Annotated in this window: 21 protein-coding genes and 4 pseudogenes; 10 read left to right on the top strand and 15 right to left on the bottom strand. The window is 46.4% G+C overall.

What is annotated here, in order from left to right:
* Positions 1 to 7: 7 nt before the first annotated feature.
* Positions 8 to 685: a restriction endonuclease subunit S gene (locus PXH59_RS17405; protein WP_285809368.1), complete on the bottom strand. Its 678-nt coding sequence runs from the start codon at positions 683 to 685 to the stop codon at positions 8 to 10.
* A 234-nt stretch (positions 686 to 919) separates the two neighbouring features.
* Here PXH59_RS17405 and PXH59_RS17400 point away from each other — a divergent pair, with 234 nt between their 5' ends.
* Positions 920 to 2,089: an IS701 family transposase gene (locus tag PXH59_RS17400; RefSeq protein WP_285809069.1), complete on the top strand. Its 1,170-nt coding sequence runs from the start codon at positions 920 to 922 to the stop codon at positions 2,087 to 2,089.
* Between the two features lie 128 nt (positions 2,090 to 2,217).
* Here PXH59_RS17400 and PXH59_RS17395 read toward each other — a convergent pair whose 3' ends face one another.
* From PXH59_RS17395 to PXH59_RS17380, 4 genes are read right to left on the bottom strand one after another with little or no spacing between them, the layout of a single operon-like run.
* Positions 2,218 to 2,610 carry a restriction endonuclease subunit S gene (locus PXH59_RS17395; protein WP_285809366.1) on the bottom strand — a complete coding sequence of 131 codons (393 nt, stop codon included), beginning with the start codon at positions 2,608 to 2,610 and terminating at the stop codon, positions 2,218 to 2,220.
* Positions 2,603 to 5,182 carry a type I restriction-modification system subunit M gene (locus PXH59_RS17390; protein WP_285809364.1) on the bottom strand — a complete coding sequence of 860 codons (2,580 nt, stop codon included), beginning with the start codon at positions 5,180 to 5,182 and terminating at the stop codon, positions 2,603 to 2,605. The genes PXH59_RS17395 and PXH59_RS17390 overlap by 8 nt, the downstream gene beginning before the upstream one ends.
* Before the next feature lie 8 nt (positions 5,183 to 5,190).
* Positions 5,191 to 6,135 (bottom strand): nucleotidyl transferase AbiEii/AbiGii toxin family protein, encoded by a 945-nt coding sequence (locus PXH59_RS17385; RefSeq protein ID WP_285809362.1) that lies wholly within the window; start codon positions 6,133 to 6,135, stop codon positions 5,191 to 5,193.
* Positions 6,136 to 6,137: 2 nt separating this feature from the next.
* On the bottom strand, positions 6,138 to 6,542 hold the full coding sequence (locus PXH59_RS17380) for a DUF6088 family protein (protein ID WP_285809361.1): 405 nt from the start codon (positions 6,540 to 6,542) through the stop codon (positions 6,138 to 6,140).
* Between the two features lie 283 nt (positions 6,543 to 6,825).
* Here PXH59_RS17380 and PXH59_RS17375 point away from each other — a divergent pair, with 283 nt between their 5' ends.
* Together PXH59_RS17375 and PXH59_RS17370 are read left to right on the top strand one after the other, a co-directional pair.
* The gene (locus PXH59_RS17375) at positions 6,826 to 7,062 is read left to right on the top strand and encodes a helix-turn-helix domain-containing protein (protein ID WP_285809360.1); all 237 of its coding nucleotides are present in this window, start codon (positions 6,826 to 6,828) and stop codon (positions 7,060 to 7,062) included.
* A 74-nt stretch (positions 7,063 to 7,136) separates the two neighbouring features.
* A pseudogene (locus PXH59_RS17370) lies at positions 7,137 to 7,475 on the top strand (IS110 family transposase); the annotation flags it as partial.
* Between the two features lie 177 nt (positions 7,476 to 7,652).
* Here PXH59_RS17370 and PXH59_RS17365 read toward each other — a convergent pair.
* The 10 genes and pseudogenes from PXH59_RS17365 to acuI form a co-directional block, all read right to left on the bottom strand.
* Positions 7,653 to 8,784, bottom strand: a pseudogene (locus tag PXH59_RS17365) (IS701 family transposase).
* A gap of 402 nt (positions 8,785 to 9,186) precedes the next feature.
* Positions 9,187 to 9,483, bottom strand: a complete 297-nt coding sequence (fis, locus tag PXH59_RS17360) for a DNA-binding transcriptional regulator Fis (protein WP_010847912.1) — start codon at positions 9,481 to 9,483, stop codon at positions 9,187 to 9,189.
* Positions 9,484 to 9,490: 7 nt separating this feature from the next.
* Complete coding sequence (gene dusB, locus PXH59_RS17355) at positions 9,491 to 10,474, bottom strand: tRNA dihydrouridine synthase DusB (RefSeq protein ID WP_047768699.1); 984 nt, start codon at positions 10,472 to 10,474, stop codon at positions 9,491 to 9,493.
* A gap of 284 nt (positions 10,475 to 10,758) precedes the next feature.
* Complete coding sequence (prmA, locus tag PXH59_RS17350; protein WP_285809355.1) at positions 10,759 to 11,640, bottom strand: 50S ribosomal protein L11 methyltransferase; 882 nt, start codon at positions 11,638 to 11,640, stop codon at positions 10,759 to 10,761.
* A gap of 26 nt (positions 11,641 to 11,666) precedes the next feature.
* The gene (panF, locus tag PXH59_RS17345; protein ID WP_285809354.1) at positions 11,667 to 13,112 is read right to left on the bottom strand and encodes a sodium/pantothenate symporter; all 1,446 of its coding nucleotides are present in this window, start codon (positions 13,110 to 13,112) and stop codon (positions 11,667 to 11,669) included.
* Complete coding sequence (locus PXH59_RS17340) at positions 13,102 to 13,344, bottom strand: YhdT family protein (RefSeq protein ID WP_047768703.1); 243 nt, start codon at positions 13,342 to 13,344, stop codon at positions 13,102 to 13,104. Before PXH59_RS17340 ends, panF begins: the two co-directional genes overlap by 11 nt.
* Positions 13,345 to 13,474: 130 nt before the next feature.
* Positions 13,475 to 14,825, bottom strand: a pseudogene (gene accC, locus PXH59_RS17335) (acetyl-CoA carboxylase biotin carboxylase subunit).
* A gap of 13 nt (positions 14,826 to 14,838) precedes the next feature.
* Entirely contained in the window at positions 14,839 to 15,285 is a 447-nt protein-coding gene (gene accB / locus PXH59_RS17330) for an acetyl-CoA carboxylase biotin carboxyl carrier protein (RefSeq protein WP_285809352.1), read from the bottom strand.
* A 27-nt stretch (positions 15,286 to 15,312) separates the two neighbouring features.
* The gene (aroQ, locus tag PXH59_RS17325) at positions 15,313 to 15,765 is read right to left on the bottom strand and encodes a type II 3-dehydroquinate dehydratase (protein ID WP_047768710.1); all 453 of its coding nucleotides are present in this window, start codon (positions 15,763 to 15,765) and stop codon (positions 15,313 to 15,315) included.
* Between the two features lie 155 nt (positions 15,766 to 15,920).
* The gene (gene acuI, locus PXH59_RS17320; protein ID WP_285809350.1) at positions 15,921 to 16,895 is read right to left on the bottom strand and encodes an acrylyl-CoA reductase (NADPH); all 975 of its coding nucleotides are present in this window, start codon (positions 16,893 to 16,895) and stop codon (positions 15,921 to 15,923) included.
* Positions 16,896 to 17,465: 570 nt separating this feature from the next.
* On the opposite strand from acuI, the gene mreB reads away from it, so the two are divergent.
* The 7 genes and pseudogenes from mreB to nit1 all read left to right on the top strand — a co-directional run bounded on the left by mreB (position 17,466) and on the right by nit1 (position 26,988).
* Positions 17,466 to 18,509 carry a rod shape-determining protein MreB gene (mreB, locus tag PXH59_RS17315; protein ID WP_047768715.1) on the top strand — a complete coding sequence of 348 codons (1,044 nt, stop codon included), beginning with the start codon at positions 17,466 to 17,468 and terminating at the stop codon, positions 18,507 to 18,509.
* 108 nt (positions 18,510 to 18,617) lie between these two features.
* Positions 18,618 to 19,621 (top strand): annotated as a pseudogene (gene mreC, locus PXH59_RS17310) (rod shape-determining protein MreC).
* The gene (gene mreD / locus PXH59_RS17305) at positions 19,618 to 20,106 is read left to right on the top strand and encodes a rod shape-determining protein MreD (protein ID WP_047768718.1); all 489 of its coding nucleotides are present in this window, start codon (positions 19,618 to 19,620) and stop codon (positions 20,104 to 20,106) included. Before mreC ends, mreD begins: the two are co-directional and overlap by 4 nt.
* A 77-nt stretch (positions 20,107 to 20,183) precedes the next feature.
* On the top strand, positions 20,184 to 20,771 hold the full coding sequence (locus tag PXH59_RS17300; protein WP_047768720.1) for a Maf family protein: 588 nt from the start codon (positions 20,184 to 20,186) through the stop codon (positions 20,769 to 20,771).
* A complete protein-coding gene (rng, locus tag PXH59_RS17295) occupies positions 20,768 to 22,237 on the top strand; it encodes a ribonuclease G (protein ID WP_285809348.1) in 1,470 nt (489 codons plus the stop codon). Before PXH59_RS17300 ends, rng begins: the two co-directional genes overlap by 4 nt.
* A gap of 93 nt (positions 22,238 to 22,330) precedes the next feature.
* Entirely contained in the window at positions 22,331 to 26,143 is a 3,813-nt protein-coding gene (yhdP, locus tag PXH59_RS17290; protein WP_285809347.1) for an AsmA2 domain-containing protein YhdP, read from the top strand.
* A complete protein-coding gene (nit1, locus tag PXH59_RS17285; RefSeq protein WP_285809346.1) occupies positions 26,140 to 26,988 on the top strand; it encodes a deaminated glutathione amidase in 849 nt (282 codons plus the stop codon). The genes yhdP and nit1 overlap by 4 nt, the downstream gene beginning before the upstream one ends.
* Positions 26,989 to 26,997: the final 9 nt, after the last annotated feature.

Here is a 26,997-nt window from a genome sequence, read left to right as displayed (position 1 = left end):
TTAGTGCTTAAATAAACATCTTTTCTAAGCAAGCCAGCTTAATGTTTTTAAGCTTATCAATATGTTGCTGCTGAAGAGCAATTAAGCGATCGAGGTTATAGAAGTAATTGCCGATTTTAGTTTGTTCAGCTAAATCATTAGGGTAATAGATTAACGTTTCTTTAATCGATGATTTTGATATTGATAACACTTTTGTTCCTTGCATTATTGGTATTAACTGATCATGATATAAGTTCGAATTCAGAAAATAGCCTAAATATTTCGGTGCGAAAGGTGTTAATGGTCTAATAGCAATAGTATGCAAGCCAGCAAATAATAACTGTTCACCTAAATTGTAAATTTCCGTACATTTACCAACGGATGTGTCTTCTGCTGCATCAGCAATAACTATATCGCCATTCTGTAAACAACTGGGCATTAGGTTACTTACTAGGGCCTCATTAGAAATATACGGTATGTTTGTCTCAAAAACGTCTAATACTTCATCGAATTTAATCAGAACGTCACCGTAGTGAATATTCATAGCTAATCCGGATTTATCATTTAGCTGCGCTCTGGAAAGACTATTATTAGCAATATAATTAAAACTATCTTTAAAAACTTTAGCTTCCCAATCCCCACTAAACCCAGCAAAACGTATCTCTGGCACTTTTACTTCTGCTTTTGGGAACATCTTACCCAGCATTGCCTTTTTTAACTGCTGCAACTTGGTGTGTTTGGATTGATGGAGTTTTAGTTGTTGATCGATGTTTTGAAAATAGTCTCCGATTTTAGTTTGTTCTCTTAATGAACAGGAAATGACAGGAATACCATTAATTGCAACTTTTGATAAACTAGGTACGCTAGTACTACAGTCGTAATGTGTATTGTGTCATGATAGCTATCGTCCTTCTTTCTAACCCTCTAAGGGAGGTGCCACATGGCCTCACCTGTTAATCTCTGGGAACAGGAACTCCTGACCACCCATTCCCGTCTGACTCCGCTGTTTCATTCTGCAAGTTCTCAACAACGTTGTCTGGATTATCTTCGCGGATTACTCAGTGATGTGGAACGTAAAAATGGCTGGCAACTGGCTGAATGGCTGGGTGAACGCTCACCGGATGGTATTCAATATTTTCTGGAACGAGCCCATTGGGATGCTGAAGCCGCTCGCGATATCTTACGTGATTATGTCACCGCACATTTGGCTGATGAGCAAGGGATCCTCATTATCGATGAAACCGGTTTTATCAAAAAAGGGACGCATTCTGCCGGGGTACAGCGTCAGTATAGTGGCACGGCGGGACGGGTTGAAAACAGTCAGATAGGGGTCTTCCTGTGTTACGCCGGCAACGGCGGCCATGCCTTCATTGACCGGGCTTTATATCTGCCCAAACAGTGGACGGAGGATCGCCCCCGCTGTGATGCCGCTGGCATTCCCGACTCGGTCAGTTTTGCAACCAAACCCCAGCTCGCCCGGCACATGCTGGCGCGCGCATTCAAGGCCAATATCCCCTGTCGCTGGGTCACCGCCGATGCGGTCTATGGACATGATCGCTGCTTGCGATGCTGGCTGGAATCTCAGCATCAACCGTTTGTCTTAGCGATCCCCAAAAATGAACGCCTCTGGTGGCAAACACCACACTACACCCGAGCAGACACCATTGCAGCCAGTCTGACCGCTGACGACTGGGAAAAACAGTCAGCCGGGAGGGGAACAAAAGGTGAACGGTGGTATGACTGGGCTCGGATCCCGCTCTGGCGGTTACAAGTCAATGCAGAGGAAAGGCGTTATGGCCATTATCTGCTAATACGGCGTAATCGGGATGAGAAACAGGAACTGGCCTACTATGTTGTCTATGCCCTCAAAGAGCAGGCCGCTCTCAAGACGTTGATTCAAGTGGCTGGCCATCGCTGGGAAATCGAAAGCGGTTTTGAGGAAACGAAAGGGGAATGCGGTCTGGATCATTACGAAGTGCGGCAGTGGCACAGCTGGTATCGGCATATTACGTTGTCATTATTGGCGCATGCGGTGCTGGCAGTTTTGCGAATACAGGAGAAAAAAAACGCCGGCGGGACTGATAGCCCTGAGTGTAGCAGAACTGCGTAAACTCCTGTCAAAACTGATGAGAAAAACAGGAGAAACCCTAAAGCAGATTTTATCTTGGTCAACCTGGCGACGACGACATCAGTATCGCGCACAACAATGCCATTATCGTCGGCGGAATAGCCTTATGATTACAGAACGATTACGACTGTAGTACTAGTTGACTCATCTTTATCTTTCCAATTCACTTTCTGAAAAAGACTATATGTAAATTGTAATTCATTGTTTAGTTTAGGAACTGCGTAGAACAATGTGTCGACGGTCCAAAATGGCGCTCTAAGAACGAATGGGCGATCAATTGTCCCTTTTCGCCCAATACCTATAGCATCTTCATTATAAGACAGAGCATTATCAACGCTAAGCATATACCCACCTGTACCATATACTGGGATGCTACCTTTGTTTAAGTGCTTATAATCACGACCACTTCGGACATCAACAACATCAGCAAGACTAGTGAACTTCCAATCACCGTCACAACCAGAAAAACGCAGCGCAGGTTGCAACATCTTTCCTTTACTCATCTTTGCCACCTTGCAGGAATTTCTGTAGCTCTTTTAAACCCTGCATATCAAATTCACTACCTTGTAATTCGCCCATCATTGCCGCCAAGCTTCGCTCCACTTGTTGGGTTTCTTTAGCAATATCGGCATACGTTTGTGCATACTTTTCAGCCAAAATTTCTAGCTTACTGGCCAGTTGCTGCAATACCTGATTTGGCAGTTGGTTCAAGGAATGAGTGATTGGTTTTATCCATTTAAGCAGCAATAGATGATCAATTTCATCTTGAGTTAAGTTTTCGATTTTTTTACGTGTTGCTTCTAGCAAAGTTTCATTGGCGGCTTTGAGGTTTGTCTTCAGTGATTTTTCTTCTGTTTGTAATTTGTCTACGGTAAGCAGTTTGCTTTCAAAGCTGTCATTATCAAATGTTTCGCCTTTCTTTTTGTCGGCTTTGATTTGTTTCACTTCTTTGTTCAGCGCTGCGGTAACAAATGCGGTTTTGTCGTCATTAACACATTCCGCTTCTTTATCGTCTTCGCTAAGAGAATCGAAGATCTCTTGAACCTTGGATTCGATGCTTTGCAAACGCTCTACCATTATTTGGATTTTTGCCAGGTCTTTTGCAAAGTAGGTTTTTTCAACCAACGCAAAGGGGAAGATGCGACCAAACCAACCGTCTTGAACCTGAACGTCTTTGCCTTTTTGCTTTTTGGTGACCATATTAGGCTCAACGACTTTACAGGTATCCATGCCTTCGGTTTGGATCATTTCCAAATCCGCACTGAGTTGCTGCCATTGATCATCAAGCAATTGGTAAGCATCGTATTTATCAATCAGTGCAATTCCTTCTAAACGGCGGAAAATCTCTTCACTGATGATATCTTGTTGGCGTAAAGGTTTGACTTGTAACAACTCTTTAATCAAGCTTTGTGTCAAATAAGCTTCAAAATCACCGAAAGCGAGTTGATACGTTGCCATAAATTGTTGCACATCATCGTTCGCTTCAATCGCTGATTTCACATCGGCAACTTTTAATGCTGAGTAATCAGTGGATACTGAGCTAAACAAGCTTGCCTTGAGGTTAGGCATCGCTTGCCAATAGTGATTTAGTGCATCTAATTCGTTATTCGGAATACCGCCAAACATAGACGCATAAATATCCCAGCTTTCTGCCGCATCGGAAGAGTCTACATAACGTGGGATATTAAGGTTATAGCCATTATCGCGAATGGTGTCACGGCTAACTAAGGCGGCAAATTTTTCTTGTGGCTGACGAGTGACCACAGCATCCACAATACGCTTGATGTCACAAGCGCGAAGTTTGTTGTTCTTACCTTCTTTCACGAACCCTTTTGAGGCATCAATGATCAAAACATCGTCATTGCTACGTGTTTGCTTAAGCACCAAAATGATGGTTGGGATACCCGTACCGAAGAAGATATTGGCTGGTAAGCCGATAATGGCATCAATATGGTTCTTTTCAATGAGGTTCTCACGAATCTTTCCTTCATCACCGCCACGGAATAACACCCCGTGTGGTAAAACGATGGTCATAATGCCATCGGGTTTCAAGTGGTACAGATCGTGTAGCAAGAATGCATAATCTGCCTTCGTTTTTGGCGCTAAGCCAAAAGGCGAATAGCGAGGGTCTTTGTCTTTAAACTCTGGGTCCCACTTTTGTGAATAGGGAGGGTTAGAGACAACCGCATCCACACGCATTGGTTCATGAGTTTTGTCTTCATTCAGAGGCCAATCGTCTTCGAGTGTATCGGCGTTACGGGTGACAATGTTATTGGGCAAAATACCACGCATAAATAAGTTCATACGAGTTAAGTTATAGGTGTTTTGCTTGAGCTCTTGGGCGTAATAACGAATGTTATTTTCACCATCAAGACGTCTTTCTACCGATTGACCAATGTTGATCAACAGAGAGCCGGAGCCACTGGTTGGATCGTAAATTTTGATATGTTTATGGTCTTTCAGGTGTTCAGCCATGATTTCTGACATCAATACCGAGACTTCATGGGGCGTATAGAACTCACCCGCTTTTTTACCCGCATTCGCAGCAAACGAACTGATTAGGTATTCGTAGATAAAACCAAGCACATCATAATCATACTTGCCTTTCATCGGAATATCATCAATCAGGTGAATCAGATTCATCGCCGCTTTGGTTTGTGCTGCTGCGCTTTCACCCAACTTGCTTAGTCCTGTTTCCAGGGTAGTAAAAATACCGTCAAACAAGTCCTTATGATCTGGATTAATCAAGCGGCTGAACGCCGATAACGCATCACGCACATAAGCAATGTCGAAATCTTTACCATCACTGATCCAAGTTGAGAACAGGTTGTCATAAGCGATAAAGTAACCCAATTCGTCTTGAATGTATTTGAGAGTGTCGACATCGTCCTCACTCAATTTTTTGATCGATTGTTCATCAAATTCGTTTTGAATTAAGAACTGAACTTGCTTATCAGACAAAAACTTATAAAAAATGAAGCCTAAGATATAATCTTTGTAGTCGTTTGCTTCGATTTTAGAACGCATTTGGTTAGCCGATTCCCAAATCTTGGCGGCCAGTTGTTGTTTATTCATGTTCTACTCTAATTATTATTCATCAATGACTGAGCAATGCGCTTAAATGAGGCAAAGCAGGTATCGAAATCGGGTGTTTCTGTATTAAACACCATTGGGGTGACAAAGTTTGTAAACCTTTGACGAAACAGCGGGTTAGACTCTAGCTCTTGCAAACCTAGCTGTAATTCTTGAGCAGGGTTGGCAACAAACTCCACATGCTGATTACCAAATCGCTTAACGTCTTCTTGTAACACGGTTTGGAAAAGGGGCATAAGAGTTTCAAAATCAAGTTTCTGGTCTGCGTCAATACAATGTACATCGTAGATATGGCGTATCAACGTAGCATCATCTTTGCGCTCAGAATCTCGTTTGGCTAGCATGGTACGGCGCAGCATAGAAATGACTTTCTCCACCAAAGTGGATTGAACAGAGATACAAGCAAATGCGTTGATTTCTTGAGGTTGGTGATACAACTCTGCAACCAGTGATTGAATACTACGTGGTTCTACTTGAAGCAGGGGTATGGTCTCCATCAGCTCCAGTTTTATGATTGGGCGCAAGCAAGGAACTTGGCTAAATTGCTGTGGGTATTTCAGTTCATATTCGACGTAGCGGTATTCATCACGAACTATTTTTTCTTCAATAGAAAAATAGCTTGATTGATGAGTAAGAGATTCTTCGATTTGTTGCACCAGAGCTTTACGTTTCGCCTTGCGTTTGTCACGACCGAATGAGTTAAATGCATCCGTTGGAATGAGTTTGATGTCGACATCTTCCGACATCCTGAGGATTTTTACATTGGATTTAGCCAGTGCCGTCCCGCCAGAAAAGACCATTTGATGCGTATCAAAAGCAAACTTTGCTAACTCAGCAAGCAAAGCCACTACCCAGTAATCTTTTTCAATAATGGCTGGGTTTCCGAGCTCTAAGGCATCGGAAACCTCTAAGAATTGATCTTTTAATTTTTTCATTTTTAACTTGGTGAGTTAAGTACGCGATTACCAATCACCAGCTTGCGATTAAACTGCTTAGGATTCCACGAATACTGCACAGATGAAGGGATTTGCGTGCTATTACCGGAAAGACTTTGCAACGATAGACCATCTACTTCGAAGTCTACGCCTTTCATCTTAAGAATTTCACGTAAAATCGCATCGGTGCCACCAGGATTCGTTGGCATTAGGCGACCTGTGAGGCTATTCTTACGTGCTTTAGTATACAGGCCATATCCGATTTTCATCAGTTCACATTGCTTGATCAATTGATTAAGCGCACGGCCGATCTGGTCATAACTGGCAATGTCTTCAAAATCTTTGCGCTCAAAGACGTAACGTCTCGAACGTTTCAACTTTTGATTGATTCGATCTGCTGCTGTCATAGGACCTCCTTCTTTATGTATAGGAAGTATACACTAGAGGAAATAAAACTGGAAGAAATACGACATTTAATCAAGAAAAGATACGGCATAAAAAGCACAGGAAATAATTTAATATCATGATTTACATTATTTATTTTTAAAAAAATAAAGTCAACATCAAAGTAAAAAGCTTAATGACCTTGTTTATGAGTCAATGTTTTCAGACAGTTTAAGAGCATCTTCAATTTCAACACCCAAATACCGAATTGTAATACCCCCTACTTTCCGCATTGAACGCCGTCTGATGAAAAAAATAGCTCAAAAAACGCAAGATAAAATATATGCTATCCGGGTTATGACCATGCCCGCACTTTATCGGGGTGAATCAGTTCCTTTCGTCGCTGAAGTATTTTGTGTTGCGCAGTCTTTTGTCTGGCGTTGGATTAAACGTTTTAGAACATATGGTTGGATAGGGCTGAAAAGTCAGCCTGCGGATCGCCCTCGGCGATGGAATTTGACGGCGCTTTTACCCTTTACTTAATGAGATGGCTCCCCTCACTCTATCTAACGGCAGTATATTAGCAGAGTGATTATCTTTGATTAGAGGCTACCATCATGCACACCATCACACTGATTGGCATCGATCTCGGCAAGCATTCCTTTCATGTTCATTGTCAGGATCAATCGGGCAAAGCGCTGCTGCGTAAAAAATTCCCCCGAACTAAATTGATGGAATTCTTGGCTGACTGCTCTCCGGCAACGGTTGTGATGGAAGCCTGTGCTGGCGCACATTTCATGGCAAGACGGATCGCTGATTTGGGGCATGAAACCAGGCTGATTTCACCCCAGTTTGTCCGTCCCTTCGTCAAGAGTAACAAAAATGATTTTATTGACGCAGAAGCCATCTGTGAAGCGGCCTCACGCCCTTCAATGCGTTTTGTCCAGCCTAGTACTACAGTCGTAATCGTTCTGTAATCATAAGGCTATTCCGCCGACGATAATGGCATTGTTGTGCGCGATACTGATGTCGTCGCCGCCAGGTTGACCAATATAAAATCTGCTTTAGGGTTTCTCCTGTTTTTCTCATCAGTTTTGACAGGAGCTTACGCAGTTCCGCTACACTCAGGGCTATCAGTCCCGCCGGCGTTTTTTTTTCTCCTGTATCCGCAAAACCGCCAGAACCGCAGGCGCCAATAATGACAACGTAATATGCCGATACCAACTCTGCCACTGCCGGACTTCGTAATGATCCAGACCGCACTCGCCTTTTGTTTCCTCAAAACCGCTTTCGATTTCCCAGCGATGTCCGGCCACCTGAATCAGCGTCTTGAGATCGGCCTGCTCTTTAAGGGCATAGACAACATAGTAGGCCAGTTCCTGCTTCACATCCCGGTTACGCCGGATCAGCAGATAATGGCCATAACGCCGTTCCTCTTCACTCACTTGTAAGCGCCAGAGCGGGATCCGTGCCCAGTCATACCAACGTTCGCTTTTTGTTCCCAGTCCGGCTGACTGTTTTTCCCAGTCGTCAGGGGTCAGACTGGCTGCAATGGTGTCTGCTCGGGTGTAGTGCGGTTTTTGCCACCAGAGGCGCTCATTTTTGAGGATCGCTAAGACAAACGGTTGATGTTGGGATTCCAGCCAACATCGCAAGCGGCGGTCATGTCCATAGACCGCATCGGCGGTGACCCAGTGGCAGGGGACATTGGCATTGAATGCCCGCGCCAGCATGTGTCGGGCGAGCTGGGGTTTGGTCGCAAAACTCACCAAGTCAGGAATGCCGGCGGCGTCACAGCGGGGGCGATCCTCCGTCCACTGTTTGGGCAGATATAAGGCCCGGTCAATAAAGGCATGGCCGCCGTTGCCGGCGTAACACAGGAAGACACCGACCTGACTGTTTTCTACCCGTCCCGCCGTTCCACTATACTGACGCTGTACCCCGGCAGAATGCGTCCCTTTCTTGATAAAACCGGTTTCATCGAGAATAAGGATACCTTGCCCATCACCCAGATGCTCCGCGTAAGATATCGCGAGCGGCTTCAGCATCCCAATGGGCACGTTCCAGAAAATATTGAATGCCATCCGGTGAGCGTTCACCGAGCCATTCAGCCAGTTGCCAGCCATTTTTACGTTCAACATCACTGAGTAATCCCCGAAGATAGGCCAGACAACGTTGTTGAGAACTCGCAGAGTGAAACAACGGAGCCAGACGGGAATGGGCGTTCAGGAGCTCCTGTTCCCAGAGATTGACAGGTGAGGCCATGTGGCACCTCCCTTAGGGTTAGAAAGAAGGACGATAGCTATCATGACACATGACACATTACACATTACACATTACACATTACGACTGTAGTACTAGCCGTTATTTTAGTATGACCGGTGATCTTTTTGACCGGAATCCCAGAAAGAAACCATAAATTAACCAGCTTATTGTTTTAAAAATAGCCGAGAAGATAACTGTAACGGGATATTTTCTTACTGTAGATACATCTGTAACTTTCATCTTAATGCTTCCCGATGAAACTTTTCTTTAGTTCTCATGTTGTTCTGTGAGTGTTTATGCTGAGGATTTTTTGGTGGGGTATTCAGTGGGGTACTCAGAAATAAAAAAAGCACCTCCTCAAAAGAGAAAGTGCTTTTTCAACAACATGTTGACTGACTAGGATCAGTTCATGCCGTATTTTTTCAGTTTCTTACGCAGAGTACCACGGTTGATTCCCATCATCAGGGCTGCGCGAGTCTGGTTGCCACGGGTGTATTGCATCACCATGTCCAACAGTGGCTGTTCTACTTCAGCCAGTACCAGCTCATACAGGTCATTAACATCTTGACCGTTCAGTTGAGCAAAATAGTTCTTCAGTGCTTGTTTAACTGAATCACGCAGAGGTTTTTGAGTTACCTGATCTTGTGAATTTACAGTAGCAACGGTTAGTACATCAGAATTTACGCGTTGTTCGAACATAGTTCTGTCAGCTCTTTTCTTTATTTACGCAAAAATTTTCGAAGTATGCCTTCAACGCCTCCAGCTGTTCGCTGGCATCCTCTATGGCGTTGAATGTGCGCCGAAACTGGTCATCAGGGGCATGTTCCTTGAGATACCAAGATACATGCTTGCGTGCAATACGAACTCCTTTGCCTTGACCGTAAAAGTCATGCAGTTCTCGTATATGCTCGCTCATTAAGTGCTGCACTTCGCCAAGTGGCATCGGTGATAACACTTCTCCTGTTTCCAGATAATGCTGGATTTCCCGAAAGATCCAGGGTCTTCCCTGAGCAGCGCGGCCTATCATTAGGGCATCAGCCCCAGTGTATTCAAGCACTGCTCTGGCTTTTAGCGGGTCAGTAATGTCACCATTGGCAATAATTGGAATGGCAACAGTCTGCTTAACTGTCCGAATATTGTCGTACTCGGCCTCACCATTAAACAGGCAAGATCGCGTCCTGCCATGTATCGTAAGAGCCTGAATACCACAACGCTCGGCCAATTGGGCAATTTCTACACAGTTACGCTCTTCCGGTGACCATCCTGTGCGGATCTTCAAAGTGACAGGTACATCAACCGCATTGACGACCGCAGACAGGATTTTTTCAACCAGTTGCGGATAACGCAGTAATGCAGAGCCTGCCAGCTTACGATTCACCTTTTTAGCTGGGCACCCCATATTGATATCGATGATCTGAGCGCCATTAGCGACGTTAATTTTCGCTGCCGCCGCCATTTCATCGGGATCACTACCGGCTATTTGTACAGAACGCACTCCGGGTTCGTCGCTATGAACCATACGCAGCCGTGATTTATCCGTCTTCCAAACCTGGGGATTGGAAGAAAGCATTTCTGAGACTGTCATTCCTGCACCCATCTGGTAGCAAAGAGATCGAAACGGGCGATCTGTTATGCCAGCCATAGGGGCTGCAATAAGACAGTTTTTCAACTGGTATTGTCCGATACGCATAGACGAAGAAAGAGTGGTCAACTGTGACTAAGGGCGCGTATATTACGCATTTTTCACAAGATATGAAAGGCCAAACTTTGAGCTAATCGACATTTATAACGGATTTTTTCCAGTTGATTTTTTTAAACTTGATTGATTATTGTTAAATAACAAATAGTTACATTTTATTGCTGAAATTTGTTATTACTTATATTTCTAATCATAAAGAGAGCGGATTACCACCAATTAACCTCCTGGGTGATCATTTTAGTGGATAATCTCGCTTTTCAATAGGCATTAGGTGATTATTTTTTAATCCCTGTGATGCGACACCAATCTTCTTGTTCGGCTATCGGATCAATAATGAATTCATTGTTATAGGCCTGAGCAACGCCTTCCGCCTGACTGGCCAGAACACCGGACAAGCCTAATAATCCACCCGATTTAGGCAGTGAGCCGATGACAGGCGCCAGTTCGCGCAGAGGACCCGCCAGAATATTGGCAATCACGATATCGCATTCGAGGTCTTTAGGTTGATCTTTAGACAGACAGAGGGTTAATTGGTCAGATACACCGTTGCGTTCAGCGTTATCCCGGCTGGCTTGAATGGCTTGTGGGTCGATATCAATACCGATGGCATGTTTCGCGCCCAGTTTCAGGGCTGCGATAGCCAATATGCCTGAGCCACAACCGAAGTCGATTACCGTTTTACCTGTCAGGTCAAGGCCATCCAGCCATTGCAGGCAAAGGGAGGTCGTTGGGTGAGTACCCGTTCCGAAGGCCAGACCAGGGTCAAGCATAACATTGACGGCGTCGGGTTCGGGTACTTCGCGCCAGCTGGGGCAGATCCACAGACGCTTACCGAAGCACATAGGGTGGAAGTTATCCATCCACTCTCGCTCCCAATCTTTATCTTCCAGTTGTTCAATTTTGTGGATAAAACCTTTGCCCAGTTGTGGACGTTGTTCCAATTGGCTGACAACCGCGTTCATATCCATTTCAGCGTCATACAGGCCGATAACATCGGTATCACCCCACAAACGCGTTTCGCCCGGCAGAGGCTCAAAAATAGGCGTATCGTGGCTATCCTGAAAGGTGATTGATACTGCGCCACTTGCCATAAGCTCATCGCCTAACGCTTCCGCTTGTTGTCCCGTGGTGTTTAATCTTAATTGTATCCAAGGCATAAAAAATTCTCGTTTTGTGAATCACGTTATTGTGTGAAAGGTAATCGTTTAGAGCCAATCCCGCCGAATTTATTTCCTATCCAGAATGCCAGTAAACTCAGTAATAGCGATGGCACAATGGGGTGGAAACCCAAAAGCTGGAGATTGAAAGTTGCCAGCAAGGTATAGCTTGCCGCACCTGCCAGCATTGAGCTGATCGCGCCTTGGGCATTGGCTTGTTCCCAATATAATCCCAGAACCAGTGGCCAGAGGAAAACGGCTTGCAGTCCACCAAATGCCAGTAGGTTCAGCCAGATAATCATCTCAGGGGGATGCCATGCTGCCAGTAGCAGTAATGCGCCTAAACATAGGCTGGAGTAGCTGGAGATGCGTGACAGTTTTTTCTCCTGACTGATCTGCTGTGGAAACAGATTCAGATAGAGATCTTTGACGATAGTGGCCGAAGATTGCAGCAGTTGGGCGTTAATAGTCGACATAATTGCCGCCATTGGCGCTGCCAAAAAAATGCCGGCAGCAACAGGAGGCAGTACCGTGAGCATTAACGTTGGGATCACTTGATCGGGGATCGTCAGATCAGGAATGATGGCTCGGCCAAGGGCACCGGCAAGGTGCATACCGAACATCAGGAATGCCATGATGATCGTGCCAAGCACAATACCGCGATGAACTGCTTTACTGTCTTTATAAGAGATACAGCGCACGGCGGTGTGTGGCAGCCCAACGACACCAAAGCAAACCAGTACCCAGAAAGACGCCATAAATGGCCCGGTGAGGATATGATCTGCGCCATAAGGGGAAACCAGATTGGGGTCAATCGTGCGCAGTGTCGTCACTGCGGCTGACAATCCACCGGCTTTGTAGATAATACCGGTCAGTAATAATGCCGTTCCCAGCAGCATCACCAGCCCTTGTAAGGCATCATTGAGGACGCTGGCTCTGAAACCGCCAAATGCGGTATAGAGGGCAATGGAAACGCCAAAAATCAGCAATCCCGTATCGTAAGGGATACCAGCGGCTGTCTCCAGCAAACGAGCACCCCCAATGAATTGAACTGTCATGGCACCGATAAAGGCGACTAACAGGCTGATACTGGCAAACCAGACCAGAAATCGGCTCTGATAGCGTGCATATAGCATGTCATTGAGGGTGACCGCATTGTAACGGCGGGCGAGGATCGCAAATTTTTTCCCCAGTACGCTAAGTGAGAGCCATATTGCGGGCAGTTGGATCAGTGATAACAATACCCAACCGATACCATACTTATAAGCGGCACCAGGGCCACCAATAAATGAGCTGGCACTGATATAGGTTGCTGTAATGGTCATTGCCAATACAAAACCCCCCATTGAACGGCTGCCGAGAAAATACTCACTTAAGAATTCACCGGTTTGCCGGCGGCGATAAGCATAGATTGAGAGTATGAAAACCAATGCCAGATATCCCACGAGAGGCAGAATGACTTCACTTTGCATCACTATCCTCCAGTGGAATGTCTTTGAATATAAACTTCACCATCAAGTAGCAGAGGATGATAAATAAGGCAGGTAACAGCAGGCAAGCCAGTTCAAACCAGCGGGGCAATCCAGTTAAACCGGTGGCATCACTGGGTAAATAAGCACACAGTAGCCAGCCAACAAGATAAGCCAGCGTCAGGAATATCGCCCAGCGTGCTTCTTTGTGGGATTGAACAAATCGTCCGTCCATTCGTTCTCCGGGTAATGTACATGAAACAATATGGGGGGAATTTTAGCCATATGAAACTATAAAAAATCCCACCTGTAAAAGATGGGATTTTATTCAAAGCAACAAATGCTAAATAAGCGTCAAAGAAACCTTACTTATCATGCAAGCCGAGTTTCTTCTCCAGATAGTGGATATTGGTTCCGCCTGTCTGGAAGTTCTCGTCATCCATAATTGCCAGTTGCAGATCGATATTGGTCTTGATGCCATCAATGATCAACTCAGCCAGTGCGTTCTTCATCCGCACAATGGCCACTTCACGGGTTTCGCCGTAAGTGATCAACTTACCGATCATAGAATCATAATAAGGCGGTACGGTATATCCCGCATAGATATGGGATTCCCAACGCACACCAAATCCACCCGGTGAGTGGAAATGGGTGATTTTGCCCGGACTTGGCAGGAAGGTTTTCGGGTCTTCTGCATTGATACGACATTCAATCGCATGGCCTTTGATTTCGAAATCTTCCTGTTTGACAGACAGTGGTAAACCCGAGGCGATACGCAGCTGCTCCTTGATCAGGTCAATGCCAGTGATCATTTCCGTCACGGGATGTTCAACCTGAATACGGGTATTCATCTCGATAAAGTAGAATTCATCATTTTCGTACAGGAACTCAAATGTACCCGCGCCACGGTAGCCGATTTCGATACAGGCATTGGCACAACGTTCACCAATGCTGCGACGCAGTTCTGGTGGGATGCCCGGTGCTGGCGCTTCTTCCACGACTTTCTGGTGACGGCGCTGCATGGAGCAGTCTCGTTCAGCCAGATAGAGTGCATTGCCCTGACCATCAGCCAGAACCTGAATTTCAACGTGACGTGGGTTTTCAAGGAATTTCTCCATGTAGACCATGTCGTTGTTGAAAGCGGCTTTGGCTTCTGCACGGGTCATGGCGATGGATTGTTCCAGATCTTTGTCGCAGCGTACGACGCGCATACCACGACCGCCGCCGCCGCCCGAGGCCTTGATGATCACCGGATAGCCGATGCGGTTTGCAATGGCCTTGTTTTTCTCGGTATCGTCACCCAATGGGCCATCAGAGCCAGGCACGCAAGGGACGCCCGCTTTTTTTCATGGCGTTGATAGCGGAAACTTTATCCCCCATCAAACGGATGGTGTCCGCTTTCGGACCAATGAAAATAAAGCCAGAACGCTCGACCTGCTCGGCAAAGTCAGCGTTTTCAGACAGGAAGCCATAACCCGGATGGATTGCCTGTGCACAAGTAATTTCTGCCGCAGAAATAATGGCAGGAATATTCAGGTAACTTTTCGCTGAGGCGGCCGGGCCGATACAGACGGTTTCATCCGCCAGCAGGACGTGCTTCAGGTCACGATCTGCCGCAGAGTGCACAGCCACAGTTTTGATCCCAAGTTCCTTACAGGCTCTCAGGATACGCAGTGCAATTTCACCGCGGTTAGCAATGACAATTTTTTCAAGCATGGGGTGCGCCTTGTTATTCGATGACGACCAGTGGCTCGTCGAATTCAACAGGTTGACCGTCCTGAACCAGAATCGCTTTTACTACGCCAGTTTTGTCGGCTTCGATCTGGTTCATCATTTTCATCGCTTCAACGATGCACAGGGTTTCGCCCTGATTAACATGCTGGCCGACTTCAATGAAAGCTTTCGCATCCGGGCTGGGGGAACGGTAGAACGTACCAACCATTGGAGAGCGAACTGTGTGGCCGCTGATTTCAGCCGGTTTTTCAGCGATGGCTGGCGCAGCGGCCTGCACTGGCTGCTGGGCGGGTGCAGAAATATATTGCTGGGTCACAGGCACTGCTGCGGGTGTCGTTACCCGGCTGATGCGCACTGACTCCTCACCTTCAGAAATTTCCAATTCAGAAATGCCAGATTCTTCAACCAGCTCGATCAATTTTTTTATCTTACGAATATCCATGAGTGTGGTTCCGTACTTTTAAGTCAATTAGTTGGATGTTGACAAGCGGTTGACCGCTGCCTGTAATGCGAAACTATAACCATCCGCCCCCAATCCGCAGATGATGCCGACGGCAATATCGGAAAGATAGGAATGGTGGCGGAATGGTTCGCGGGCATGCACGTTGGAAAGGTGAATCTCAATAAATGGAATACCTACCGCCAGAAGTGCGTCGCGCAATGCCACGCTGGTATGCGTGTATGCCGCAGGGTTGATTAAAATAAAATCCGTATTGCCCCGCGCAGAATGAATTCTTTCAATCAGTTCAGATTCTGCGTTGGATTGCAGATGGGATAATTCAGCGCCCGATTGTAGCGCTTCTTTTGACAGTCTGTTAACGATGTCGTCCAGCGTTAACTTGCCGTAGGTCTCTGGCTCTCGTGTTCCCAACAGGTTCAGGTTAGGGCCATTCAAGAGTAAAATGCGAAACTTGTCTGCCATTGTGCGGGTATCTCCGGCAATCTGTCAACAATCGACCAAGATAACTCGATGTCAACGGTTTGTCATCTCTTTCTGATAGCTAGAATTGTAAATTTGGCGATAAAGCCCGACATTATAAACATATCGTGGCATTTAGCAGCTAAATACTGGTCTTATCAGCGCACTTTCACCACGGTTCTGCCTGTAATTTGATTGTTTATCAACTTATTGGCGTGTTCGATCACCAGTTCTAATGTAATTTCATTAGCGGCTTGCTGATAAAATGAACCGGGTAATAGCGCTTGCAGACGCTGCCAAATGGCAGGGCGTTCCGAAGCCGGGACAGTGACAGATTCCACGCCCTGTAAACGAATATTACGCAGAATAAATGGCATGACGCTGGTGGGGAGTTGACTGCCGCTTGCCATGCCACAGGCGGCGACTGTACCGTTGTAACGCACTTGTGCCAGCAAGGTAGCCAATATCGTGCCACCAACGGTATCTATCACACCGGCCCAACGTTGTTTTTCTAATGGACGTGATGGCTGGTTGAAGTCGCTGGCGGGCAAAACCGCTTTCGCGCCCAGCGAGATCAGGTAATCTTGACTGTCGGGTTTGCTGCTAATTGCTGTGACGGAATAACCCAGTTGTGACAGTAAGGTTATTGCCGTACTGCCAACGCCACCACTGGCTCCCGTTACGACAATTTCTCCGCTTTCCGGTGTGACGCCCCCTTGTTCCAACGCCATGACACATAACATGGCAGTAAAACCCGCCGTGCCGATGATCATCGCTTGTCGGAGACTTAGTGCGTGTGGCAGGGGGGTTAGCCATTCACCTGATACTCTCGCTTGTTCTGCCAGCCCACCCCAGTGCGTTTCTCCCACGCCCCAGCCGGTCAGCAAAACATGTTGTCCGACGTGAAAACGGGGATCTTCGCAGTGATGGATAACACCCGAAAAATCGATCCCTGGCACCATCGGAAATTGGCGGATAATCTTCCCTTTGCCGCTGATGGCAAGGGCATCTTTGTAATTGAGTGTTGACCAATGGATATCAACAACCACATTACCCGGGGGTAATTGAGATACATCAATATCTTGAATAGATGCTGATAATGTTTCGTGTTGTTCCAGTAATAAAGCTTTCATGATCATCCTCTCTTGATAGGTATCTGGCTGACATTATTACCTGTTTAGCATTACCACGATGCGGGTATTACCACAATTTTGCATCATTACAATTTTGCGTTACTACAATATAGATAAAGCCTATATATACCAATCCAACTTCAAGATGCGTGTTATATTTTCCCGCGCAGCAGGGAAATATAAGGCCTCGCGTCGGCTGGCGGGTTGTAGCTGTAGCTTGAAGTTTATCGAGTATAGATAAAAGCTGATGGACTGAAATGGGTGGCAACAATGTTGTGATATCTCACCAAATTCACCTATTGTTTTTATAATTCATCAACTATTTCGTCGTGGGACTTTCTTTGTCATGGTGTTTTTTGGTGTATTAGCTGAATTAACCCATTTTTATGCAGTTTTTTTCTGCTCCGTTAGAGAAAAGTAACGTAGAATATCGTATTTCCGATGTGAATAACGTGGCCACTTTTATTGAAGTAGTAAAAGTAGTTAATTATGCGCCTTGTCGCTGCTTCATGTGGTTGGTAGAGTAGACGGAAAATCTCCGTCCCCAGCTTGCAGGATTATCCTTTCGTTATGTTAAAGAAATTTCGTGGCATGTTTTCCAACGATTTGTCCATTGACTTGGGTACTGCCAATACCCTTATTTATGTCAAAGGCCAAGGAATAGTATTGGATCAACCCTCTGTCGTTGCGATTCGCCAGGACAGAGCCGGCTCACCAAAAAGCGTTGCAGCAGTAGGGCTGGAAGCAAAACAGATGCTGGGACGTACTCCGGGTAATATTGCCGCTATTCGTCCTATGAAGGATGGGGTGATTGCTGATTTTTATGTTACTGAAAAGATGCTACAGCATTTTATCAAGCAGGTTCACAATAACAGTTTCATGCGTCCAAGTCCGCGCGTGTTGGTCTGTGTGCCTGTCGGTGCGACTCAGGTTGAGCGTCGTGCCATCCGTGAATCCGCCCAAAGTGCAGGCGCGCGGGAAGTCTTTTTAATTGAAGAGCCTATGGCGGCGGCTATCGGTGCGGGTTTACCGGTTTCCGAAGCAACGGGTTCAATGGTCGTTGATATTGGTGGGGGAACCACTGAAGTTGCTGTTATTTCCCTTAATGGGGTTGTTTACTCCTCTTCTGTACGTATTGGCGGCGACCGTTTTGATGAAGCCATCATCAACTATGTTCGCCGCAATTATGGTTCTCTGATCGGGGAAGCAACGGCAGAACGCATCAAACATGGCATTGGTTCTGCCTATCCAACGGATGAAGTACATGAAATTGAAGTACGTGGTCGTAACCTTGCCGAAGGTGTGCCGCGCAGCTTTACTTTGAATTCCAATGAAATTCTTGAAGCTCTGCAAGAACCATTAACGGGTATTGTGAGCGCTGTGATGGTCGCGCTGGAACAGTGCCCCCCAGAATTGGCCTCTGATATTTCTGAACGAGGTATGGTGCTGACTGGCGGCGGTGCGTTGCTACGTAATCTTGATCGTTTGCTGATGGAAGAAACCGGCATTCCTGTCATTGTTGCTGAAGATCCACTGACCTGTGTTGCCCGTGGTGGTGGCAAGGCGCTGGAGATGATCGACATGCATGGTGGCGATCTGTTCAGCGAAGACTGAAAGTAACTCTGTGAGCTGGGAGGTGAACGTGTTTTATTGGAACCTCCTTGCTGATTGTGCCGGAGTTTTATCATTTATGAGACAACACAGCTCGACAATACGCCATTTATGAAGCCGATTTTTAGCAGAGGGCCTTCTCTGCAACTACGACTCTTTTTTGCTATCATTATTGCCATTATTTTGATGGTGGTAGACAGTCGCCTTGGTATTTTCAATAAAGTCCGTAGCTACATGGATACGGCTGTGAGTCCTTTTTATTTTCTTGCCAACGGGCCGCGTCAGTTTTTGGACAGCATCTCGGAATCTTTCGTGAGTCGCAATCATCTTGAGCTGGAAAATAGCACCTTGCGTAATGAATTGCGTTTACAGGGCAGTAAATTACTGCTGTTGGGGCAACTGAAACAAGAAAATTCCCGTTTACGTGAATTGCTGGGGTCGCCGCTGCGTCATGATGAACACATGATGGTATCGCAGGTGATTTCCGGGGGAATGGACCCATACCGCGATCAAATTGTCATTGATAAAGGGGCGAAGGATGGCGTGTACGAAGGGCAGCCGGTTATCAGTGATCGCGGTGTCGTGGGTCAAGTGACAGCCGTGAGCCAGTTGAGCAGCCGGATATTGTTGATTTGCGATCCCTCTCATGCAATTCCTGTGCAGGTGCTGCGTAATGACATTCGTGTTATCGCTGGTGGAGCAGGGTGTACGGATGATCTCCTGCTGGAGCCTTTACCCAGTGATACAGATATCCGCGTAGGTGATGTATTGGTGACATCGGGGCTGGGAGGACGTTTTCCTGAAGGTTATCCTGTGGCTGTCGTCTCTTCTGTCAAAATTGATAACCAGCGGGCGCATGCGGTCATTCGTGCCCGTCCGTTGGCTGAATTGCGGCGCTTGCGCTATTTACTCCTATTGTGGGGGGGGGGGGTAATGATCCCTCTGAACCATCGCCGCCTTCAGAAGTATACCGCGCTGCTAATGAACGTCTGATGCAGATGTTACCGCAAGTGTTGCCAAATCCATCAAATGAGTCACCGCAGTTGCTGGCACCAAAATCAGCAGAAGCGTCAGCGGAAAAACCGTCATTACCAGCTACAGGAAATCGTCAATGAGTCAATATCATAGCCAAGGATGCTGGGTCATTTGGTTATCTTTCCTGATTGCAATAGTGCTACAGATTATGCCGTGGCCGGAGCAGTTTTTTATGTTTCGGCCTAGCTTACTGATGCTGTGCTTAGTTTATTGGTTGCTTGCGCTTCCCCATCGTGTCAGTGTTGGTACGGGCTTTGTCTTGGGGATTATTACTGACCTGTTGCACGGGAGTGTTTTGGGAGCACATGCTCTGGCATTTAGCATTATCAGTTTTCTGGTTGCATTCAAATTCCAGCTTATCCGCAATATGGCGCTTTGGCAGCAAGCCCTGGTTGTGGTCGGTCTTTCGACACTGATGAATCTCTGTGTTTTCCTGGTCCATGCTCTATTACTAAAGACCCTCTTTCATCCTGAAGTGTTCTGGAGCGGGGTGATCAATGGTATTCTCTGGCCTTGGCTATTCTTATTAATGCGGAAAATCCGTCGGCAATTTTCAGTCCGTTAAAGTGGGTTTCTGTATTTAAAAAGCAAAGGTATATAACAAAAAATAGCTGATGGGTAGACTCCTAAGGATTATTCTCGATGAAAACCATTTACTTAGCTTCTGGCTCCCCAAGACGGCGTGAGCTGGTGGAATTATTGGATTTTAATTTTGAAATCCTGGCATCTCAGGTCGAAGAAAAATGGTGTGCAGGCGAGTCTCCACAGCACTATGTTACTCGATTAGCCAGAGAGAAAGCTCTGGCTGGCGTAGCCATTGCACCACATGCTTACCCCGTTCTGGGGGCTGATACCATTGTTGTATTGAATAACCGAATTCTGGAAAAACCGCGAAATCAGCAACACGCTGTGGAAATGCTTAACGCTTTGTCTGGTCAGTGCCATCAGGTCATGACGGCTGTTGCTTTATCGAACAATCAACATACCTTGTGTGAGACAGTCATTACAGATGTGATATTCCGCCAGTTGTCCCAACGGGAAATACAGGAATATATTGCCACTGGGGAGCCAATGGATAAAGCCGGCGCTTATGGCATTCAAGGTAAAGGCGGTTGTTTTGTCAGAAAAATTAATGGCAGTTACCACGCTGTTGTCGGCTTACCACTGGTGGAAACGTATGAATTAATCACACGATTTTTAGCGTTAGCTGATGGGAAGGACTATTCATGACAGCAGAGTTATTAGTCAATATAACACCGTCCGAAACGCGGGTTGCTTATATTGATGGCGGTATCTTACAAGAAATTCATATTGAGCGGGAAGCCAAAAGGGGCATTGCCGGAAACATTTACAAAGGGCGTGTGAGTCGGGTTTTACCGGGTATGCAGGCGGCTTTTGTCGATGTTGGGCTGGAGAAAGCCGCTTTTTTGCACGCTTCGGATATTGTGCCCCATACGGAATGTATTGCCGGTGAAGAGCGGAAAAATTTTCATGTCAGGGATATTGCTGAATTGGTGCGTCAGGGGCAGGATTTACTGGTTCAGGTAGTGAAAGATCCTCTGGGGACAAAAGGTGCCCGTTTGACAACGGATATTACCTTACCGTCACGTTATTTGGTGTTTATGCCGGGAGCATCGCATGTTGGTGTTTCACAGCGCATAGAGAGCGAAGAAGAGCGTGAGCGCCTGAAAAGCATCGTTACAGAGTATTGTGATGAGCATGGGGGGTTTATTATCCGCACGGCCGCTGAAGGGGTGGGAAAAGAAGAGCTGGTACAAGATGCGGCATTTTTAAAGCGCCTGTGGAGTAAAGTGATTGAACGTAAGAAACGCAATATCACCAAAAACAAGGTCTATGGTGAATTAGCGCTGGCGCAACGTGTGTTACGGGATTTTGTTGGCGCTTCCCTTGATCGCATTCGGGTCGATTCCCACCAAACATTTCTCCAATTGCAGGAATTTATTGATGAATATATTCCTGAAATGAACGCTAAACTGGAACATTATCAGGGAAATCAACCTATATTTGATTTGTACGGCGTGGAAAATGAAATTCAACGGGCGCTGGAACGTAAGGTGGAATTAAAATCAGGCGGCTATCTGATTATTGATCAGACAGAAGCCATGACGACAATTGATATTAATACCGGTGCTTTTGTTGGGCATCGCAACTTAGATGAGACTATCTTTAATACTAATATCGAAGCAACACAGGCGATCGCCCGACAATTAAGGCTGCGTAATTTGGGGGGGATCATTATCATTGATTTTATTGATATGGCTAATGAAGAACACCGTCGCCGTGTATTAGCTTCTCTGGAACAGGCATTAAGCAAAGACAGGGTGAAAACCACCATCAATGGTTTTTCACAATTGGGTTTGGTGGAGATGACGCGCAAGCGTACACGGGAAAGTATCGAACATATCTTGTGTGATCATTGTCCAACGTGTCAGGGGCGTGGCACGGTAAAATCCGTCGAAACCGTCTGTTATGAAATCTTGCGTGAAATTGTACGCGTCAACCATGCAATTGATGCCACTCGTTTTCTGGTTTATGCCTCGCCAGCCGTAAGTGATGCCCTAAATGGGGATGAGTCCCACGCATTGGCCGAGGTGGAAATTTTTGTGGGTAAACAGGTCAAAGTGCAGACGGAACCGCGTTACAGTCAGGAGAAATTTGACATCATTATGATGTAACACACTCAGTTAATTTGTAAGAGCGAGTCTGTAGAAGACAGTTTGTAGAAAACTGGCTTGCAGAGAAATAGCGCTGCAACCAAGGAGAAATGTGTGAAGCGACTGCCGGGGATACTATTAGCGACAGCCGCAATAGTCATTATCATTGTGGCTTTGCTTGTCAGCGGGTTGCGTTTCTTCCTGCCTCACATCAATGAATATCGTCAGCAATTAGTCGAAAAAATTGCTGACGTGACAAACATTCCTGTCAATATTGGCGACATAAAAGGTCATTGGGAGCCTTTTGGCCCTAGTCTGGAAATCCGCGATATCAGCGCAAAAACGGCAGATGTCGATATTCACGCCAAAAAGGTGATGCTTTCTTTGGATGTCTGGCGCTCACTGTTACAACGGCGCTGGCATTTTCGTGATCTCGCCTTTTACCAGCTTCAGGTCAATTACGATAAAGCGCTGTTTGGCGCAGAGGGCGAAAACAGGTTTTCCCAGCCGGATGGTCTCTCCACCCTGTTTCTTGAACAATTCAATCATTTTGATTTACATGACAGCCGATTGACCTTTTTGACGCCATCGGGTGAAAAAGCCGATTTGCTATTACCACAGCTAACGTGGCTGAATCAAGGCAACCGCCATCGGGCACAAGGCAGCGTAAGCCTCTCTTCGATTAATGGGCAGGAAGGTATTATTCAGGTGAAGCTTGACCTGAAAGATAGCGATGGGATTTTGGATAATGGCACCGTTTATTTGCAGGCCGATGATATCGACATGCGGCTGTGGTTAAGCCGTTGGTTAAGGGATAATACAGGGTTGGATAATGCCCATTTCAGTTTAGCCAGTTGGATCACCTTGCAGAATGGGCGGATTGATAGTGGACGTATGCAGCTTAGGCACGGTGGCGCCAATTGGCATGTCGAAAATGAAAAACATCGGCTTGAAGTGCGTGATTTCCTTGTGCAGATGCGTCGCCAGGGCGAAGGGTGGTTGTTTGAAGTCCCCAATCTGGCAAGCCTGAAAACTGATGAGCAACAGTGGCCTGAAGGGAAGCTAGCGACACTGTATGTTAAGCAGTCACCGCAATATCAGGGTAATGATCATTGGCGTATTCGTGCCGAAAATATTCAGCTTGAATATTTAAACGGGATACTACCGATACTCTCTTTTGTGACACCGGATACGGTCAAGGATTGGCAGCATCGGCGGCCAAAGGGGATGATTGACCATTTGGCCCTCGATATCACGCCAGCGCTTCCTGATGACATGGGAATTCGCCTGAAATGGCAGGATGTAAGCTGGTTACGTTGGAAGGAACTGCCCTCAATCAACCATTTCAGTGGCAGCTTAGAGGGGAATAAGCAGTGGGGAAAGCTCAATCTTGCACTGAAAAACAGCACCATTGATTATGGCAATATGTTTCAGGCTCCGCTTGAGATGACCCGCAGCGAAGGGCAGGTATCCTGGAGAAAGGGTCACAATGGCCTGGAAATCTGGAGCCAGGGGCTAGATTTGCAGGCCAAATCGCTGTGGATCAATGGGAATTTCCATTACCTACAACCTCACAGCAAACCGCCCGTTTTAGCCATGTTAGCGGGAATTCGAGTCGATGATCTGGGGGAAGCCTGGCGCTATTTTCCCAAGCCACTGATGGGAGGCGCCCTGACAGACTATTTGACCGCCTCCTTGATTAAGGGCAAGGTCGATAATGCAACCCTGATTTTTCAGGGTGATCCTCATGACTTTCCGTTTAAACAGAACAACGGTCAATTTCAGGTAGTTGTACCGCTGCGCCATGCCACCTTTCAATACCAACCTGATTGGCCGGCACTGTTTGATTTGAGTATCGACCTGAATTTCCAAAACAATGGATTGTGGATGCTGGCACAGAAAGCGCATTTGGGAAAAGTGGAGGCGACTCACGTTTCGGCAGTGATCCCCGATTACGGTAAACATAAGCTGTTTATTGATGCGTCGCTCTCTGGAGACGGAAAGAGTATCCATGATTATTTCAACCACAGCCCGATGGCAGGTTCGATTGGCAGCGCCCTCGAGAACTTACAGCTTAACGGTCGGGTGGATGGTAAGCTCCATATAGATATTCCCTTGCAGCGTGGCAAAGTGGTGGCGAGCGGAGAAGTGGCGCTGAAAGATACCCATCTGTTCATTAAACCATTAAATAGCGAGATGACGCATCTCAATGGCAAATTTCGCTTTGACAATGGCAAGTTAAACAGTGAGACATTGTCTGCTCACTGGCTGGGAAATCCTTTGTCCCTGAAATTTTCTACCCAAGACTTGGCAAAACATTATCAGGTTGATGTAAAACTGAACTCACATTGGGCGGCGGAGGCATTACCGGAACTTCCGACGGAGATCCGCAACAAGCTATCTGGAACGCTGAATTGGCAGGGGGATGTCAATGTGACGATACCTGCTGGTGAATCAGAAAGTGACGTCAAATACCGTGTTGCAGTTAATGCAGATTTGTCTCATTTGAACAGTCAATTACCCATATTGGACACAGAATCTCTGCGGGAATGGCATAAGGTTAATCTCCATGCTGAAGGTGATATGAATCAGCTCCAGCTCAAAGGATTAATGGGCAAGCGATATGCTTTCAATACCCAGTGGAGGTTGGAAGAAGCCCATGCCAAATTGCAGCGAGGTATTTTTCAGACCGATGATACGGGGGTTCCTGCGCTGCCGAAAAAATCATTGCTGGCCTTAAACTTGCCTGCCATTGAGGGTGAAAAATTATTGGCGTTGTTTGAACTTCTGCATTGGAAGCCCTCGAAAGAGAATGGTTCGCTGTGGCCAGACATAGTTGAAATTTCATTGCCTGCACTGGATCTTGCTGGACAGCGTTGGAATCAACTCACATTCAATGTCATGCAACAAAACAGTGATGTAACCGTGCGTGCAAAGGGGAAAGAAATTAATGGCAACCTCCTGATTGCAAAGCATAAGCCGATGCAGGCATCAATCAATTATCTTTATTACGATCCTCTGTTTGCGACAGATCCGTCGGTTGATAACAAAAAGTTAATGTCAGATAAGGTGCCCGTTCCCCATTATGCTTTGAACAATTGGCCTGCACTGGATGTTAAATGTGCAGAATGCTGGGTGGCTGGATTAAAACTCGGCAAAGTATCTGGCTCGATCAAGCCAGAAAGTGATTCTCTGGTTTTGACCAATGGACAGATGGAAAACAGCGCCGGAAACCTGACATTATCCGGGCGTTGGTATGAAAACCATACCGGAAGTTATAGCCATATCAAAGGGCAGTTATCAGGCGAAAAATTCGATGATATGGCCGCTTATTTGGGCTTTATCGTTCCGATTGTGGATGCGCCTTTCAAATTTGATTTCAATTTGAAATGGCACAATGTCCCGTGGCAGCCAGATCTCAAGACATTGAATGGCACGCTGACGGGAGACATGAAAAAAGGGGCTATCGCCAAACTGGGCGGTGGCAGGGCCGGGCAATTATTCAGGCTTATCAGCTTTGATGCGTTGTTGCGTAAATTACAATTGGATTTCAGTGACACATTCAGTAATGATTTCAACTTTGATTCCATTCGTGGTGACGCGACGATAAAAAATGGCGTCATATATACCGATGACTTTCTCATTGATGGATTGGCAGCGGACATTAATGCTACAGGGCGGACAGATTTAGTTCATCGTCAGATCAATATGGAACTGGTCATCACGCCAGAAATTTCGACAACGGTGGGCGTCGCAACGGCCTTTGCCGTTAATCCGGTGGCCGGCGCCGCAATTTTTGCCGCGACAAAAGTGCTGAGGCCCCTATGGAGCAAAATATCGGTCATTCGCTATCGGCTAACGGGCAGCCTTGAACAGCCTAAAATTGATGAAGTTTTACGTCAGCTTAAGGAGAATAAAGGGTCATGAGAAATGCTAATGTTGCACTTTTACAATTATGCAGTGGTACGAATGTCAAACATAATCTAGCGCAAATTGAACAGCAGATTAAGCAATTGCCAGAGACAGTAAAACTGGTTCTGACACCTGAAAATGCCCTGTTGTTCGCTGATGCTGATACCTACCGCGCACATGCAGAAATGCAGGGCGATGGGCCATTGCAACAAGCTGTGAGCGAAATTGCGCAACGTTACGGTGTTTGGCTGCTGATTGGCTCTATGCAGCTGGTCAGTCGAGAAGATCCTACTCGTATCACCAGTAGTAGCCTGCTGTTTGATGATCAGGGAGAAATTCTGGCCCGTTACGACAAAATTCACATGTTTGATGCCAATATCAACGACGAACACAGCGCCTATAACGAATCGACTATTTACCAGCGTGGGGAGCATATTACTGTTGTTGATACGCCGGTTGGTCGCCTGGGGATGGCTATCTGTTATGATCTGCGTTTTCCGGGACTCTTTCAGGCATTGCGTGAACAGGGTGCGGAGCTTATTTCCGTCCCTGCGGCTTTCACCCGCTTGACGGGTAAGGCGCATTGGGAACCCTTGCTGAAAGCCCGTGCCATTGAGAATCAATGTATTATTCTGGCACCTGCCCAGGTTGGTGTACATGGCACTCGCAGGACATGGGGACACACAATGGCGGTCAGTGGCTGGGGAGAAATTATCAAGAAAAATCCTCTGGCCGTCAGCGCATTACAGCTTAATATTCGTCGGGAGAGCTTGACTCACATGCGTGAGCAGATAAAAGTGGTGAAACACAATCGCTTCCGTCCACAACTGACTTCTTTGATAAAAAAGAATACAAATTAAGATAAAAGA

The sequence above is a fragment of the Xenorhabdus bakwenae genome, from assembly GCF_030272115.1.
Classification (GTDB): domain Bacteria; phylum Pseudomonadota; class Gammaproteobacteria; order Enterobacterales; family Enterobacteriaceae; genus Xenorhabdus; species Xenorhabdus bakwenae.
This window is presented reverse-complemented; position numbering and strand designations above follow the sequence as displayed.